This is a genomic window from Gottfriedia sp. NPDC057991, from assembly GCF_042886615.1.
In the GTDB taxonomy this organism is placed as follows: domain Bacteria; phylum Bacillota; class Bacilli; order Bacillales; family Bacillaceae_G; genus Gottfriedia.
In genome coordinates, this window is sequence record NZ_JBHVQN010000001.1 from 1,463,368 (window position 1) to 1,481,247 (window position 17,880).

Genomic DNA, 17,880 nt, shown 5'->3' on the forward strand with positions numbered 1-17,880 from the left:
AAGCCTAAATTGTGGTGTAGAAAGGGGAATATGTAAAAATAGCAAGTAGTTTACTTGCTATTTTTTTAAAACTTGGTAGTAATTAAATTCGTGTCGTATATATTTGTGTCTAAGTTACCTTTAAAGTATTCTTATTTTTAACATTTAATATTTTCAGGTAATCAAATTTGTGTCCTAATAAGGTGAATAGCTTAAATAAAATAAAAATTTAGAAAAACGTAAGTAAATAATATTTGTATAATTGTTCGGTTTTAAACGGGGTCACTATTTAAATAACCAATATTTGTATACGGTCGTTATAAATGCGAGCTACATCTTATTTTAAAATACATGCCAAATGACGGGCGTAAAAATATTGTTGGTCGGATACCGGAAAATGAGGTAAAACTCTAAGATTACATTGAACCATGGAAGGTATTTGAATTGATTCAATAAGAGATGAAACAAATTCAATATCATATTGGGTAGTAAACAGGAGTTGATCGACTGATCAACTCCTGTTTCAATGATTTTACGTTTTCAATTGTTCTTAGGAAACAAACTTAGTAAATGGGGAGGGGAGTTAATTAAGAAAAAATAATCTCTACATAAACGTAACTAAAATGCTCACAAATCACATCTTAGTCACGTTTAATTTTTTAGATGACAGTCACTTTTCGTTTTTTATAATGTGCAGTTATATTTTTTAATGCAGACTCAACTCTATCATCAGATGGTGTCTCAATGCCTTCTAATGGATATTCAAGCCCAAGTGCTTTCCATTTATAAACCCCAAGTTTATGATACGGAAGGATTTCAACTCGCTCTACATTTTTTAGCGTACCAATAAACTCCCCAAGCTTTATTAAATCTTCGTCATTATCTGTTATTGTAGGAATCAGAACATGTCTTATCCAAACTGGTATATCCCGCTCAGATAAAAGTTGAGCAAAGTCGATAATGTGATCATTTGGCATTCCTGTTAATTTAATATGCTTTTTGCGGTTAATGTGCTTTAAGTCCAATAAGATAAGATCCGTATAACCTAATAGTTCGTCTAGATTTTTCATATACGTTTCTGATTCTGCATTAAAAGAACCACCGGAAGAATCAATTGTCGTATGAATCCCTTTTTTCTTACACTCCTTAAATAATTCAATCAGAAATGGCATTTGTAATAAAGGCTCACCACCACTTACTGTTATACCCCCGCCTGAAGGTTGGATAAATGGTAGATAACTTTCCAACTCATTTATGATTTCAGATACGGACATTTTCTTACCCGTACCGATTTCCCACGTATCTGCGTTATGACAAAACTGACATCTTAAAAGACACCCTTGCGTAAAAACTACATAACGTATCCCCGGTCCATCTACAGTACCTAATGATTCAATCGAATGAATATTTCCATCCACCATTTAACACCTCCGGAATTTATAGTGATTCGTGGAATGTACGATTAATGACATCTAGCTGCTGTTCTTTTGTTAATTTAATAAAGTTAACTGCGTAGCCTGATACACGAATCGTTAACTGTGGATATTCTTCAGGATGTTCCATTGCCTTCATTAATGTTTCTCGATTTAATACGTTAACATTTAAATGGTGACCAGACTTGATTGCATAGCCATCTAAAATGGATACAAGGTTGCCAATTTGGTCTTCCTGTTCTTTTCCTAGCGCTTTTGGAACAATTGAGAATGTATTTGAAATCCCATCCATTGCGTCGGCATATGGAAGTTTCGCTACAGATGCAAGTGAAGCGAGTGTCCCTTTTACATCTCGACCATGCATTGGATTCGCACCAGGAGCAAATGGTTCACCAGCTCGACGAGTATCTGGTGTATTACCTGTTTTCTTTCCATAAACAACATTTGACGTAATCGTGAGAACAGATAACGTATGAAGTGAATTACGATAGGTTGGATGTTTACGTAATTTCTGCATAAATGTTTCCACAAGTTCGACGGCGATACTATCTACTCGATCATCATTGTTACCATATTTCGGATAGTCACCAATTGTTTCGAAATCAACTGCTAGACCATTCTCATCACGGATAACTTTTACTTGTCCATACTTAATTGCACTTAATGAGTCAGCTACTACGCTTAAACCTGCGATACCAGTGGCCATTGTACGTAGAATTTTGGTATCGTGTAATGCCATCTCAATGCGTTCATAACTGTACTTGTCGTGCATAAAATGAATGATATTTAGTGTATTAATGTAAAGGCCTGCAAGCCAGTCCATTACGTTGTTGAATTTTTCCATGACCTCATCATAATTTAAAAGTTCTGAGGTGATCGATTGGAATTGTGGTCCAGCCTGTATCTTTAGCTTTTCATCGACACACCCATTGATTGCGTACAGAAGTGCTTTTGCAAGATTTGCACGAGCACCAAAGAATTGCATTTGTTTTCCAATTTCCATTGCTGAAACGCAACAAGCGATACCGTAATCATCGCCATATTCAGGACGCATAATATCATCGTTTTCATATTGAATTGAACTCGTATTAATCGATGTTTTTGAACAGAATCGTTTAAAGTTTTCCGGTAGTTGCGGTGACCATAGAACCGTTAAGTTTGGTTCTGGAGCTGGACCTAAATTTTCTAGGGTATGCAAGAAACGGAAAGATGATTTTGTGACAAGTGAACGTCCATCACTTGACATACCGCCAATTGATTCAGTTACCCAGGTTGGATCACCACTAAACAATTCGTTGTAGTCAGGTGTTCGGGCAAACTTTACAATACGAAGTTTCATGACAAAATGGTCAACGATCTCTTGAACCTCTTCCTCTGTAATAGTCCCATTCTGTAAATCACGCTCAACATAAATATCTAAGAATGTAGAGATACGTCCTATGCTCATAGCCGCTCCGTTTTGCTCTTTAATCGCTGCAAGATATGCTAAATACACCCATTGAAATGCTTCAAGTGTATTCGCTGCAGGTCGTGATAAATCAAAACCATAAATCGTACCAAGTTCTTTTAGTTCTTTTAATGCACGGTATTGTTCAGACATTTCTTCGCGTAATCGAATCAAATCTTCTGACATGACATTACTTGTATTGTGAAATTCTTTTAGCTTTTCTGCCATTAAAAAATCAATCCCATATAAAGCGACACGTCGATAGTCTCCAATAATTCGTCCACGACCATAGGCATCAGGAAGTCCTGTAATAATACCCGTTTTTCGAGCAAGAATCATTTCTTTTGTATAAGCATCGAACACCCCTTGGTTATGTGTTTTACGATAATCTGTAAAGAAATGTTCTGTTTCGGCATCGAGTTCATAACCATAAGCTTCACAAGCGGCTTTTGCCATACGTATTCCACCAAATGGTTGCATCGAACGTTTAAATGGTTCGTCAGTTTGAACACCAACCACTTTTTCAAGTTCCTTGTTTAAATAACCAGCTCCATGTGATGTGATCGTGGATACCGTTTTTGTATCCATATCGTACATTCCGCCTCGTTCTCTTTCCTGCTTTGTTAGTTCCATTACTTGTGTCCATAATGACTTCGTCGCTTCTGTAGGTGCTGATAAAAATTCGTCATTTCCTTTGTATTCAACGTAATTTAAATGAATAAATTCGCGTACATTGACTTTTCTTGTCCATGAACCTTCTTTGAAGCCTTGCCATTGTTCCATAAACCCACCTCTTATGTATTAAATTCAAACTACCTTTGATAGTTTGCTCATTTTTCTGTAAAGATGTAATAACAATATTTCTCAATAATGAAACCTTTTTATCTTCACATAATAAAAGTGCCCGTGCGAAAAAGGGGTTAAATTAAGTGATTTTTGAGGAGGTACATCATGGCAGTTGATAAGAAACAAGTAACGGCAGATACATCAGAAGTTACTCAAACAATCAATGAAATGGTTGGAAAGGGCCGACAAGCTTTAGCTAAATTCGAAAGTTACACACAAGAGCAAGTTGATAAAATTTGTCATGCGATGGTATTAGCAGGATTAGATAATCATATGCGATTAGCAAAAATGGCGGTTGAAGAAACTGGCCGAGGTGTGTATGAAGATAAAATTATTAAAAATATTTTTGCAACTGAATATATTTGGAATAGCATCAAGGATAACAAAACCGTTGGTGTCGTTCGAGAAGATAAACAAGCAGGGATCATTGAGATTGCAGAACCAGTTGGGGTAATCGCAGGTGTAACGCCAACAACGAATCCAACATCAACAACGATGTTTAAATCCATTATCTCGATTAAAACTAGAAATCCAATTATTTTTGCGTTTCATCCATCTGCTCAAAACTGTAGTTTAGAAGCTGCTCGCATCCTTTTAGAAGCTGCAGTTGCTGCAGGTGCACCAGAAGACTGTATTCAATGGATCAAAGTCCCTTCAATTGAAGCGACGAAGCAGTTGATGAACCATGAAGGTGTCTCACTTGTCTTAGCAACTGGTGGTTCAGGCATGGTGAAGTCAGCATACAGTACAGGAAAACCAGCGTTAGGTGTTGGTCCTGGTAACGTTCCTTGTTATATTGAAAAGTCAGCAAATATTAAACAAGCGTGTAATGATTTAATGCTTTCGAAAACATTTGATAATGGAATGATTTGTGCATCTGAGCAAACCATTGTTGTTGATGAAGCGATCTATGACCAAGTAAAACAGGAGCTTCTTGATAATAAATGTTATTTTGCAAGCCCAGAAGAGAAAAAGAAATTAGAAGGTCTTGTAATCAACGAAAATACATGTGCGGTTAATGCAGACATTGTTGGTAAGTCACCTTATGAAATAGCAACAAAAGCTGGTGTCGATGTTCCACAAGATACAAAAATATTGATTGTTGAATGTGAACGAGTTGGTGAACCGTTAACGCGTGAAAAATTAAGTCCAGTGCTTGCAGCCATTAAAGTAAAAGGCAAAGACGAAGGTATTAAAACGTGTGACGAAATCTTACATTTCGGCGGTTTAGGTCATTCTGCAGTCATCCATACAGGTTGTGAGGAAATCCAAAAGGAATTTGGATTAAAAATGAGAGCATATCGTATTATTTTCAATTCGCCTTCTACTCATGGTGGAATTGGAGATATTTACAATGCGTTTATTCCATCACTAACACTAGGTTGTGGTTCGTATGGCAAGAACTCAGTTTCTGCAAACGTAACATCTACTCACTTGCTAAATTTCAAAAAACTAGGGAGAAGAAATACGAATATGCAATGGTTCAAACTACCGCCTAAAATTTACTTTGAAAAGTATTCAACTCAATACTTAGAAGTGATGCAAGGCATTAAGAAAGCCTTCATCGTGACAGACGCAGCAATGGTGAAGCTTGGCTATGTTGATGTCATCAAATACCATTTAGAAAAACAAGAAGAGAAAATTCAAATTGAAATCTTCTCTGATGTTGAGCCGGATCCATCAGACTTAACCGTCTATCGAGGCGCAGAACGTATGCGTTCATTTGAACCAGATACAATTATTGCCTTTGGTGGCGGTTCTGCAATGGATGCAGCAAAAGGTATGTGGCTGTTCTATGAGTACCCAGAGACTGATTTAGAAGGACCAAAATTGAAGTTCTTAGATATTCGCAAGCGTGCTTACAAGTATCCGCATTTGGGGCGAAAAGCGAAATTTGTTGCAATCCCGACTACTTCAGGAACTGGTTCAGAAGTAACGCCATTTACGGTTATCACCGATAAAGCGAAAAATGTTAAATACCCACTAGCTGATTATGAGTTAACACCAGATGTTGCGATAATTGATCCACAATTCGTTGCAACGATACCAAAATCGATTACGGCAGATACTGGTATGGACGTATTAACCCATGCAATTGAAGCGTATGTCAGTGTATTAGCGAATGATTATACGGATGGTCTTGCCATGCAAGCAATCAAAATGGTATTTACTTATTTACCAAGAGCATACCATGATGGCAGTGACCTAGAAGCACGTGAAAAAATGCATAACGCTTCAGCGATTGCAGGGATGGCATTTGCCAATGCATTCCTCGGAATCAATCATAGTTTGGCTCACAAAATTGGAGCGGAATTCCATATTCCACATGGACGCGCGAATACCATTTTAATGCCACATGTCATCCGTTATAATTCACAAAAACCGACTAAGTTTGTGTCGTTCCCTAAATATAAGTTTTTCATCGCTGACCAACGTTATGCTGAGATTGCTCGTATGCTAGGGCTACCAGCATCAACTACGGAAGAAGGCGTTGATAACTTAATTAAGGCAATCGTAAAATTAGGAAAAGAATTAGGGATTGAAATGAGTATTCGAGGTCAAGGCATTGATGAAAATGAGTTCTTAGAGAAGGTTTCCTATTTAGCGGACAAAGCTTTTGAGGACCAATGTACAACAGCAAATCCACGTTTACCGCTTGTCAAAGAGCTTGAAGAAGTCTATTTAAATGCATATCGAGGATTTTAAGTAAAATGAATAAGCAGATGGTTATTAAGCCATCTGCTTTTTTTATTCACAACCTGGATTTCTAGGGATTTTTTTGAACTCTACTTCTTCTATATGTTTAACTCTTTTAGTAACAATGACGACATGATTTGCTGTCCATATAAATTGAGGGAAATCATTTTCATCTATCATCATAGCTTGAAATGTTTCGCCCATCATTTCTTCAAATTCCTCTTCGGTTAAAGGATCATTCCGATAGATAAATTCAACCCATTCGCACTTAATCATGATTCACACTCCATACTCTTATTATTATTTTTGTCGTTCAAAAAGAAAAGCAGGAGAGGAATTACCCCTGCAGTTCATGACTCTTATGTTTGGATTCACATTTTTCTATTGTTTGTTAAATTTCTTTTTGCTGTTACTTAGCTTAGCAGCTAATGATGAATGCGTATGTAATTACATGACAACTAGGTCCAGGTCATAAAATAAAAAATCCTCCTTAGAAAGATATTTCTATTATGTCCTGTGTGAATTGGATTATTAATTCATTCTTTGTTCACACTTTTACAACCTTTTTATCATTCGTATGATTATAATGTGCTCTTAGATAGAGCAAAATAGCTATAAGGGGAGTGTGGAAAATGGAAAAAGATAGTGTTTCCTATTGTATAGAACTAGCTCTTAAGAAGAAAAAAACGCTTGATACTAGTCCTATAAAATACTTAATTAGAGCAGCGTTAGCTTCTGTTTATATGGGCTTTGTATTTATAGTATGTATAAAGTTAGCAGAAGTGTTTAGGTTACAAGATTCTCCGTTTGTATCAATCGCCTATCCATTCGTTTTCGCTACAGCACTCATCATGATTATCTATGGGGGCGCAGAGCTGTTTACTAGTAATACAATGTATTTAACGTTTTCTACATTGGACAAGAAAACAACTAAGTTTGACCTATTAAAAAACTGGATTGCATGTTATTCAGGGAATGTACTTGGTGCATTACTTTTCGCACTTTTATTTTATTCAACTGGTTTAGCAAATGCTTTTCCGAAAGATAATTTTTTAAATGCAGTGATTGACCACAAAACGCATGTTTCATACTTCCATTTATTTTTTAAAGGAGTGCTTTGTAACTGGCTTGTCTGCCTTGCGTGCTTCATTCCAATGCGATTTAAAGATGACTTAGCGAAATTGCTTCTTATTTATTTACTAGTATTTGCTTTCTTCTTTTCAGGTTATGAGCACAGCATTGCAAATATTGCGGTATTTGCGATCTTTTCAATCATACCTCACGAAATGGCGTTTACACTTGGTGATGTTTTGCACAACTTGATTCCTGTGACGCTTGGTAATATTGTAGGTGGTTCGGTTGGCGTTGGAATGACATATTATTATTTAAGTCGAGAAGAAAAACAACCAGTACGTAATAAAAGTAATCTAAAACGAATTTCATAACTGTTTATGAAGACCTGTCTTTGCAAATTAGAAGACAGGTCTATTTCGAGCAAAGATAGAAAAAAATTAAAACCCATTGGGAAGAAGGGTAAAATAGGATGAATGGGTACTATAGTGTACTTGTAGAGAGGAATATATCAGTTTTTTCAGTTTTTTTTCTTGGAATTCTTTTTATCAGATTTCTAAAGGAATCTTATTAATTAGGTTTAATGATTTAACTGAAGATATTGTGGAGGTGTAATAAATGGAGAAGACTTTTAAGAAGATTATTAATGAAATAATCGCACCGGTATTCATTTTAAATGGATTTAAAAAACAAGGTGATACATTTGCAAAAGAAAACGATGACTTTGCATTTGTTGTAAAAATTTATGATCACTGGTTAGATTATGATGTAGTTTCTTTTACTTTAAGGACAGGGATTTTTACTAAAGAATTATTTGGTACCTATTTGAAGAGAGTGCTTAGAGTTTAGAACAGATTCTCAACCTGTTAAAAGAAGTAAATACAAACGTTCAATTCGATTACACGAACAGTTCAAGATTGAGTGAGGGCATAATCAGAGCGACACGCTTGACCGAACAAATCGAAGAAATCGTTCTCCAAACAACGAAACGAAAACGAGCATAGGATTGAATGGTGAAGCATGTCACAATGAGTGACATGTTTTTTTGTTCCAGTTGGATGGTTGTTCTTGCATCCGTTTCCAACATTTGATGGATACAATTTGCATTCAAAAAGAGTAGAATGAATTTGCTATCCTAGTATACCAATTCATGCAATAGATGATGAAACGAACGAAAAGAGGGAATAAAATGCCGAAATCAATGAGCACACAAACAAAACGAATTTGGACACTCATGATTGGATACCTTTGTTTTAGCGTTATTTGGATTTATTCAACAGACCCTATTATCCGAAATTATTTGGGTGGCACCCAAGAATACTTCGTAATGAAACGAATCATTTTTAACACCTTAAGTGCCATCTTTTTTCTAGTTTATCTGATCCGAAAAAACCGTGCATCACAAAAAATCGAAGACCGCTTCCGACTGTTTATTCAACATTCGTCCGACATCGTCGTCGTGATTTACCTAAACGGAATCATCGACTATGCCTCTCCATCGGTCGAACCATTATTAGGATATAAACCGGACGAATACAAAGGTGAAAGTATCTTTCAATTTTTACAAGTAAGTGAACACGATCAGATGAAAAACCGATTTGCCCTTCGAGACAAAAAAGCATCAGAAGAGTCCTTTGAAGTTGTGTTTTTGCATAAAAATGGAAACCACGTGCTACTGAACAGCAAATGCATACCGATTCTAAACGATGACGGAAAACTGCAACAATTCGCTTATATTTCACAAGACATTACCGAAAAAACGGTAGCTGTTCAAAAGCAACAAGAAACAGAAGACCGCTACCAAAAACTGGTCGAACACTCTCCGGAAACGACGCTGATTTATAACCAAAAAGGAGAAGTCGTTTATATGAACCAAGCAGGTGTCGAACAAGTAGGCGCAACATCCATCGATGAAGTCATCGGTCTGAATGTGATGACGTTTATCGCACCTGAATCAGTCGATCAGGCAAAAAAACGATTAAGCGAAATCACTCAGGGAGGGGAAACCGTTCTCAGCGAATACTTCATTAACCGGTTAGACGGAAAGAAAATCATCGCTGAAATTTTATCCTTTCAAACGACTTACAACAACGAATCAGTCATCCAAGTGATTTTACGTGATGTTACCGAACGAAAAAAAGTAGCCAAACAACTCGAAACAATTGCGTATGTCGATCCATTAACAGGATTCGGTAATCGAAACGCGCTATATAAAGACTTAGACCCATCATTAATCAAGCATGCGGAACAAAACCAATTATTAGCCGTTTACTTTATCGATTTGGATCGCTTCAAGACAATTAACGATACATTTGGGCATACATTTGGTGATGTCGTTCTCCAACAAGTGAGCGAACGCCTCAAAGAACACGTATGTGATTGTTGTCAGTTGTATCGACTGGGTGGTGACGGCTATGTTGTGGTCCATCCCCAAACAGATGAACAAAAAGCAGAAGCGTTTGCCAAGAAACTGTCTAAAGCGTTCGAACAACCTTTCACACTAAACGAGCGCACCCTCTATTTAACGATTAGTATCGGCATCAGTGTCTTCCCAACTGATGGGGAAACGATCGAAGAATTGATCCAACAAGCTGACACAGCCCTATATACCGTGAAAGCGAATGGAAAGAATCATTATAGCTTCTATTCAAACGAAATCAAAACAGCAAATGACCGAAAAATGGAACTTGAAATGGGGATTCGGAATGGACTGACAAACAACGAATTTTCCTTACACTACCAGCCACAAATTGATTTAACGACTCAGAAAATGGTAGGCGTTGAAGCCTTAATCCGTTGGACCCATCCAACGATTGGGTTTGTTTCTCCAATGGAGTTTATCCCAATCGCGGAAGAAACGGGGCTGATCACACTCATTGGGGAGTGGGTGCTTAAAACAGCCTGTCGACAATTCAAAGATTGGTTAGACGCAGGGATCGGTTTAACGAGTATCGCGGTCAACGTGTCAGGTGTGCAGTTCAAAGAAAAAGACTTCGCCAATACCGTACAACAAGTGTTGCACGAAACAAATTTAGCTCCTCACTACCTAGACCTTGAAATCACAGAAAGTGTCACACAAGATCCAGATGAAATCATTCGAATCATGAATGAACTGAAAACGTTAGGTGTCAGATTGTCAATGGATGATTTTGGAACGGGCTATTCATCGTTTAGTTATTTGCGTCAATTCCCTATTGATAAGCTAAAAATTGATAAATCATTCGTGGATGAAATTGAAAAGGATAACAATGCGGAAGCAATTGTTGCCGCGATTATTGAACTTGGCAATCAACTTCGTTACGACATAGTCGCTGAAGGGGTTGAAACAAAAGAGCAAGGGCAATTTTTACAAAGCAAAAACTGCCAGTACGCACAAGGCTATTATTTTAGTCGACCATTACCAGCAGATGAATTGTTCAGTGTCATGAAAAAAGATGTCGGATAATCGAAGGGGAAGAGCAAGTGAAAACACTCCGAATGATGCTCGTTACGTTGACAGCGATTGTATTTGTTGGTCTATCATTCATCTATTTTAACGAAACCAACAACTCACGATTTCAGACTAATTTCCAAAACGATGCGTTAAAAATTAACGGGTATACAAAAGATAGTGCGGAGTTTGTCAACATGTTGCGTTTGATTGCCGAAAAAACATTAAAAAACGGAGCAAAAACCCCTGCAGACATCCGCTACTTAACGTATGATCGAAAAACGAATCAGTTCTCGGCAGACCGAATCGAAGCAACGAATCAACAATCAGAAAAAGGGAACATCACTGGAATCGGCCCGATTGATGAAACAGCACGAAAAAAACAAGAAATCGAGATGGCAGATGAATTGAACTCATATTTCAAGGAAACCTACAATGCGTTCCCTAATATCGCTTGGATTTATTACACGAGTTTGAGCGGGTTTAATAATCTCTATCCGTTTGTGCCATCAAGTGAATTTCAATTTTCAAAGAATTTGTTAAACGAAGAAAGAATGAAAGGTGGGTCATTCAACCAAAATCCAAACCGAAGCGTGTATTGGAGTAAACCGTATGTCGATCATGCTGGAAAAGGCATGATGGTGAGCGTTTCTGCGCCAGTGGATTTAAACGGTCGATATGTTGGTTCTATCACAATTGATCTAACTTTTGAATCGCTTAGCAAACAGTTAACAAAAGGGATTACCAGTATCTTAGCCAATGCAAAGGGTCAAATAATCGCTTCGTCCGACAAATCATTTTTACCAGCAAACAAAATCGCAACGATCCGTGAACTTGATCCATATCATACAACTGAATTCCAACAAGCGATTGAACGAATACCAAACAATGACATCAAAACAATACACGGTGTACAAATACTCAAAAAAGAGGTACCTGGAACGGATTGGTCCTTTTATTATGTGTTAACCATTCAAGAAAAAATACATCAAATCGCAGGGAAATGTTTTGTTGTTGTGTTAATTGCAACGCTTGTCGTTTGGATTTTCTGGATTGCTGAAAAACGAAAAATCGCCGAGAACCAATTAAAAGTCGTCGTGTCTGACTTAGCTGATAACAATAGCGAATTAAAAGAGTTGTCAGTGAAAGACGCATTAACCGGTGCACTCAACCGAAGAGGCATCGAACAGCATATTCAGTCTGAAGTCTTGCAGGCAAAAAAAGAACATCACGACCTTTCGTTCATTCTGTTCGACATCGACTCCTTCAAACAGGTCAACGATTATTACGGTCACACCATCGGCGATTATGTGTTGAAAGAAAGTGCGAACGTCATCGAACGTTCCATCCGTGGTCATGATGCGATTGGTCGATGGGGCGGCGAAGAATTCATTTTGATTCTTCCTCGTACAGGGTACGAACAAGGAATGGAGCTAGCAGAACGATTACGAAAGAAAATCGCCTCTCATCCGTTTGAAATTGGAGGGTACCATATTCCAGTTTCCATCACGTTTGGCGTCTCCGTCTACAATCCAGCAAACGGTATAACCGGAAGCATTGACCGAGCCGACCAAGCGATGTATAAAGGAAAACAAAACGGAAAAAATCAAGTGGTCGGAGAAAAAGACCTGTAACGAGCTAGTCATTCGACTAGCTTTTTTTGTTTTTTTCACGGTCGGTGGAATTTTTTCGTACAATAGAACCGTTAGTTGTAAAATCATCAAAAACGAGAGGGTGAAGTGAGTTAAAAAAAACAGTAAATGAAATCAATGTTAACTTAAAAAGTACCGAAGTGGTAGAAGGTTCTTCTTGATACTTAGGTTAGCTTGCGGTTGACGAAAATAAGTGTTTAAGAGTTTACACAAATGTTAAGAGATGTGTGTTAATGAAAGCGTTTTATCACTCTAACAAGAAGAAAACTCGGAAGTGGAAAAGGCACAAGAAGATAGAAAGATGGAAACGATTAAGAAATATAAATGACTTTTATGTTAATCAACTGAACTACGCGTGCGATAGATTAATAGTACTTTGGAGCTGATGATCGAGGAATCAGCTCCTATTTCACTATTAGGCAGTTTAAAAGGATATAACTTTACCTAAGTTTAGAAACAAGAACAAACCTGGCACTATACATAATAAGGTAGCAGGTTTGTTCCTACTAATTTTCAACAAATTTGTTTTTATCAAACAAATTTAAAATTAATGATTAAATAACTTGTGTAGAACTATAATTTTTTCTATTTAGTTAAAGTGTAAAAGTAGCCTGTTCGGTGTGGCTGCTTTTTTTATTAATAAAACATATGATTAAAATCTATTACAACTTTTGTTCTAATTAAAATGACTTTTTTATATAAAATAACACTTTTTTTCAAACTAACTTTTGAAAATACCCCAAATCATTTTCGGATTTCACTCAAGATACGACAATTAATTTAATAGCTATCTACTGAAATCGAGTTTATTTTATATGAAAATTAAATATAATTTGTTTTTTTGTAGATGTTTGTCTAAAAAATAACAAGAAAACGATGCTGGATTCCCCCAATTTACAAATTTCACGAAAATTCTTAATATTAAAACATATAGAAAACATCAAATAAAGGGAGAGAAGTAGAATTGAATAAGTGGAAGAATGTACCTTTCAAAGTAATGTCAACTGCAGTGCTTAGTATGATGCTGTTATCTACGACTATGGTATCGGCGGAAACGCAAGACGAAAGTTCAAATGAAACAATTAGCTTGCAAGATATCTTAAAAACAGGTCACGAGATCTTACTAGCTGAACAGCAACAAGGTTCCGAAGAAGTAAGCAATGATCCAATGGATTACCAAAACGTACTTAAAAACAAAAGTAATCAATTCTTGCCAGACCAAGACGTACGCGTGATTGTTGAGTTAGATACTCCATCCGATGAAACAAGCACGTCTTATGAAAAGATCCAAGATCAAGTAATCGATAAATTACCAAAAAGTCAGTCTAAAGCCGTTCGACACCGTTTCAATAAAGGTTTTAACGGATTCTCTATGGAAGCAAAATTCAAAGACTTAAAAGACATCCAAAAAATTGAAGGAGTCAAGCGCGTTCATATCGCACGTACTTTCACAGAAACAGCAGATGAAAGCAAAGGCTTAGTGCAAGCGCAAAAAGTATGGCAATCTATGGGTTATGAAGGTGAAGGAATGCTAGTGGCAGTTGTTGACTCCGGTGTCGACTACAAGCACCAAGACATGACCTTAACTGACAAAGGAAGGGCTGCAGAAAAACTTACGTCTTCAAATATTGAAGCAAAGCTTGCTTCAACTCAAGCAAACGATGTTTGGTACTCTGACAAGGTCCCAACAGGTTATGACTGGGCGGATAACGATAACGATGTATTCCCGGCTGGGAGTCCACACGGTATGCACGTTTCTGGTATTATTTCAGCAAATGGAAATGAAGCAACTAACGGCGTAAAAGGAATCGCTCCAGGCGTGCAGATTTTGGCTGAGAAAGTATTCTCTAATAAAGGCGGCGGCGCTCAAGAAGATGATATCATTGCGGGAATCCAGCACGCAGTACAAATGGGCGCAGATGTTATTAACATGAGCTTAGGTACTGATGCAGGTCCTGTAAGCGAAAGTGAAGACCCGGTTCAACAAACAATCCGTGAAGCAACTGAGCAAGGTGTATTAGTGGTAGTAGCAGGCGGTAATGGATCTTACTCTTCAAAGAACAATATCATGATGAGTTCATTAATGCCATATGCGGATAATCCAGATATCGGTGTGGTTGGATCGCCTGGCGTTAGCCCATTTGCGTTGTCAGTTGCAAGTTATGAAAATAACAACATTCAAATGAATTCGCTTCACCTTTCAGATGGAAGTGAACTTGCCTACCAAGACCAAACATATTCTGGGTTTGTACTAGGGGACAAGCTTGATCCAAGTAAAGAGTACGAAGTGGTGAACGGTGTGGAAGGAAAAAGCACCGACATCGCAAACATGGATTTAACGGGTAAAATCATGATTTGCCAGCCGAAGACTACTTACGCTAATTATTTATATGTGCAGAGTGAAGCGAAGAAGAAAGGCGCAGTGGCAACGATTTTTGTTCCACCTACTACCATGACAGATTACCCGCAAATCCAGTTAGTATCGACGTCGATACCTGTTATTACGACAAGCAAGACGGACGGACAAAAGCTTATTGCTAAACTACAATCAGGACAAAAAGTAAACTTTAAATTATCCAAAGGGACTTGGATTGACAATCCACTAAAGAACACTGTTTCATACTTTTCTTCATGGGGAACGCCTGAAAATCTTGATTTCAAGCCGGAAATTACTGGTGTTGGGGGACAAATTTATTCAACGATTCCAAACAATAAATACCAAGTTATGAGCGGAACATCAATGGCAACTCCTCAAGTAGCAGGAGGAGCGGCGTTATTGATGGAATCTATGCGTAAAAAGGGTATTGCGAAAAATGAAGATTCAGCTTTATTAGCAAAACTTGCACTGATGAATACAGCAAACATCATTGCAGACCCAAGAACAAATAACGCACTTCCATATTCTCCACGTATGCAAGGTTCTGGCTTAATGGAGATTCAAAATGCGATTGATACGCCAGTATTGATACGTAACAAGCGCTCTCCGCTTGAGCAAGCCGGAAGTGTAGCTCTTCACGAAATCGGTGACACTCATTTCAATATGAAGCTTGAAATGCAAGCACTAGATGGCAAAGCTGTTCCAGATTCGATGGAATATAAAGTCGTGGTCGACGTGTTAACCGACGAAAGAACACATGCGTCCTATGATTTGGCGCCGTTCGGTTTCAGCCAACGCGAAAATGATTATAACACAACCAAAATGACGCGTATCGAAGGAGCAGACGTTCATGTGAACGGCGGAGAAGCGATTACGATCAAGCGTGGCAAGCAAAAAGAAGTAAGTATAGATGTACAGCTTCCAGATAATATGAAGAAAAATACCTTCGTCGAAGGATTCGTACGCTTGGTGCCAACATCTAATAATAAGAGCGACAAAGTTGTTCCGTTATCGATGCCATACATGGGCTTTTACGGGAAATGGGATGAGCCGAAAAATATCGACCCGTCTCCTGAGAATAACGATGCGTTCTTAGGTTACACGACTCTTTGGGATGATATCACTGATTCACCGCTAGCACTGGATCCAGTGACACATAAATATACCGCAGGCCGTGTTGGTGTTTCGCCATATTCTATTAATAATGGAGTCATTCCAACTTTCACGGTGCTACGTAACTTATCAAAGCTTGAAGCATATATCGTCGACAAAGACGGTAAACAAGTGCAATACTTAGGAAACTATAGTGAATTCACAGGCGAGCCGTGGAAATTCCAGAAAAATATTATGAGTACGGGCAATACGTACTACCCAATTATTGACATGGATCAATATTATTGGAAGGCGACAGATGAAAATGGAAATACTGTCCCGGACGGTGATTATAAATACGTGTTACGTTCAACTCTTGATTATCCTGGTGCAAGAGCGCAAACAACAGAGATTCCAGTAAAAGTGGACTCAAAAGCGCCACACGCATCAAATATTCAAGTGACTCCAACAGCTGATGGAAAGTTCCAAATCTCGTTCAATGTGGCAGACAACGAAGGTGGAGTTGGATTCGCTCAAGCCGTGGTATACCTAGATGGCAGTTATAACGTCCTAAAGCCAGGTTTAACTAGCATGATCGTAAAGAAAGCACCAAAGAGCATTGTTGTGATGGCAGAAGACGCTGCATACAATGAAGGCTATAAGGTATGGGGGGACACTTCGTACATTAGTTCGGGTATGTTGATACAGTTCTTAAATGTTCAAAACTATACGAAGGTAAACGAAAACAGTCCAGCAAAAATTACTGCATTCTCAGATAATAAACTCCACTGGAAATTCTATATCAAGAATGCAAACGGAAATGTTGTATTCACCCAAGAATTTCCGCGTGAAGATCAAATCCGATTCTCATGGGCGCCAGGTCCGGATGTACCAAATGGAACTTATACGCTTTATGCGGATGGAGAGAATGTGGAAGGATTTAAAGTTACAGCAGTTGCTTCACAAAAGATCAACGTCGTACATTAATACGTAGAAGAAAAAGCAACCAAAAGCGATTTTTATTGAAAGTCGAGCAAATGAGTATAAATATTTATATTTAAGTGTTTTTATTAAATGTCACACATTATTATACAAAAAAAAGAAGGATAGAAAAGCGGAAATGATATCTGCTATTTCTATCCTATTTTTGTACTACAAATGACCTCATTTACTACAACAACATTTTTAATATCTTATTGAACTATCGCATGCGATTATTCAATAACAAAGGATCGTTTTTCTCTTGCAGCTAAATGGCAGGTTTGTTGCATAAGGAATGTATGAAATTCTATGTAAAAAAGACGAAATTCCCCCAAATTACAAAATTCGGTAGGTTAGATATAATCGGCTTATAGAACATACAAAGAAGGAGACTAATATATGAACTTTTTATTAGCTAGTAGAACGAGAAGGTTGTTTGCATCATTGATTGCAATTAGCTAAGCTGTTTAACATTAACTAATCAACCTTTACCGTATCCACCAAAGACGACACTTCGGTGTAACAACTGGATGAAAAATAAAATTGCAATAATAAGTCGTGTAAATTAATCTTGGAATGTTCGGTTTTTAGTATACAACCAATCATTAATAACCAATATTTACCAAAAGTAACAGATTTGTGTCGAAGAACAAATGTACAATGGGGTACTGTCCACCGACACAAATCTGTTTACTTTTTTTTCATATAAACGTTGATTTATCAAGGTGAAGTAACATATTCTTGTCCGTGGGCTACGACACAAATGCGTTTACTTGAAGCACTGCTCTTTAAAAAATTAATATACGACACAAATGTGTTACTTTTATATTAATGGACGAAAATTGGGACAGACAAATTAAGTCAACTCCAATCGG

General features: G+C 37.6%; 10 protein-coding genes. 7 read left to right on the plus strand and 3 right to left on the minus strand.

Annotated elements, in window-relative coordinates; genetic code table 11:
* The first annotated feature begins 279 nt into the window (after positions 1-279).
* Positions 280-393, plus strand: a complete 114-nt coding sequence (locus ACFVR2_RS07340; RefSeq protein WP_387360480.1) for a phospho-sugar glycosidase domain-containing protein — start codon at positions 280-282, stop codon at positions 391-393.
* Positions 394-638: 245 nt separating this feature from the next.
* On the opposite strand, the gene pflA is transcribed toward ACFVR2_RS07340, so the two are convergent.
* Both pflA and pflB read right to left on the minus strand, forming a co-directional pair.
* Complete coding sequence (gene pflA, locus ACFVR2_RS07345; protein ID WP_387360482.1) at positions 639-1,397, minus strand: pyruvate formate-lyase-activating protein; 759 nt, start codon at positions 1,395-1,397, stop codon at positions 639-641.
* 19 nt (positions 1,398-1,416) lie between these two features.
* Positions 1,417-3,642 (minus strand): formate C-acetyltransferase, encoded by a 2,226-nt coding sequence (pflB, locus tag ACFVR2_RS07350; protein ID WP_387360261.1) that lies wholly within the window; start codon positions 3,640-3,642, stop codon positions 1,417-1,419.
* Positions 3,643-3,810: 168 nt separating this feature from the next.
* Between pflB and adhE the strand changes: the two genes are divergently transcribed.
* Positions 3,811-6,411, plus strand: a complete 2,601-nt coding sequence (gene adhE, locus ACFVR2_RS07355; protein ID WP_387360263.1) for a bifunctional acetaldehyde-CoA/alcohol dehydrogenase — start codon at positions 3,811-3,813, stop codon at positions 6,409-6,411.
* A gap of 42 nt (positions 6,412-6,453) precedes the next feature.
* On the opposite strand, the gene ACFVR2_RS07360 is transcribed toward adhE, so the two are convergent.
* Positions 6,454-6,678 (minus strand): hypothetical protein, encoded by a 225-nt coding sequence (locus tag ACFVR2_RS07360; protein ID WP_387360265.1) that lies wholly within the window; start codon positions 6,676-6,678, stop codon positions 6,454-6,456.
* A gap of 356 nt (positions 6,679-7,034) precedes the next feature.
* Here ACFVR2_RS07360 and ACFVR2_RS07365 point away from each other — a divergent pair, with 356 nt between their 5' ends.
* The 5 genes from ACFVR2_RS07365 (at position 7,035) to ACFVR2_RS07385 (ending at position 17,011) form a co-directional block, all read left to right on the plus strand.
* On the plus strand, positions 7,035-7,847 hold the full coding sequence (locus ACFVR2_RS07365) for a formate/nitrite transporter family protein (protein ID WP_387360267.1): 813 nt from the start codon (positions 7,035-7,037) through the stop codon (positions 7,845-7,847).
* A gap of 244 nt (positions 7,848-8,091) precedes the next feature.
* Entirely contained in the window at positions 8,092-8,322 is a 231-nt protein-coding gene (locus tag ACFVR2_RS07370) for a DUF4304 domain-containing protein (protein WP_387360269.1), read from the plus strand.
* Positions 8,323-8,662: 340 nt separating this feature from the next.
* Entirely contained in the window at positions 8,663-10,918 is a 2,256-nt protein-coding gene (locus tag ACFVR2_RS07375; RefSeq protein ID WP_387360271.1) for a sensor domain-containing protein, read from the plus strand.
* A 17-nt stretch (positions 10,919-10,935) separates the two neighbouring features.
* On the plus strand, positions 10,936-12,537 hold the full coding sequence (locus ACFVR2_RS07380) for a diguanylate cyclase (protein ID WP_387360273.1): 1,602 nt from the start codon (positions 10,936-10,938) through the stop codon (positions 12,535-12,537).
* Between the two features lie 982 nt (positions 12,538-13,519).
* Entirely contained in the window at positions 13,520-17,011 is a 3,492-nt protein-coding gene (locus tag ACFVR2_RS07385) for a S8 family serine peptidase (RefSeq protein ID WP_387360275.1), read from the plus strand.
* Positions 17,012-17,880: the final 869 nt, after the last annotated feature.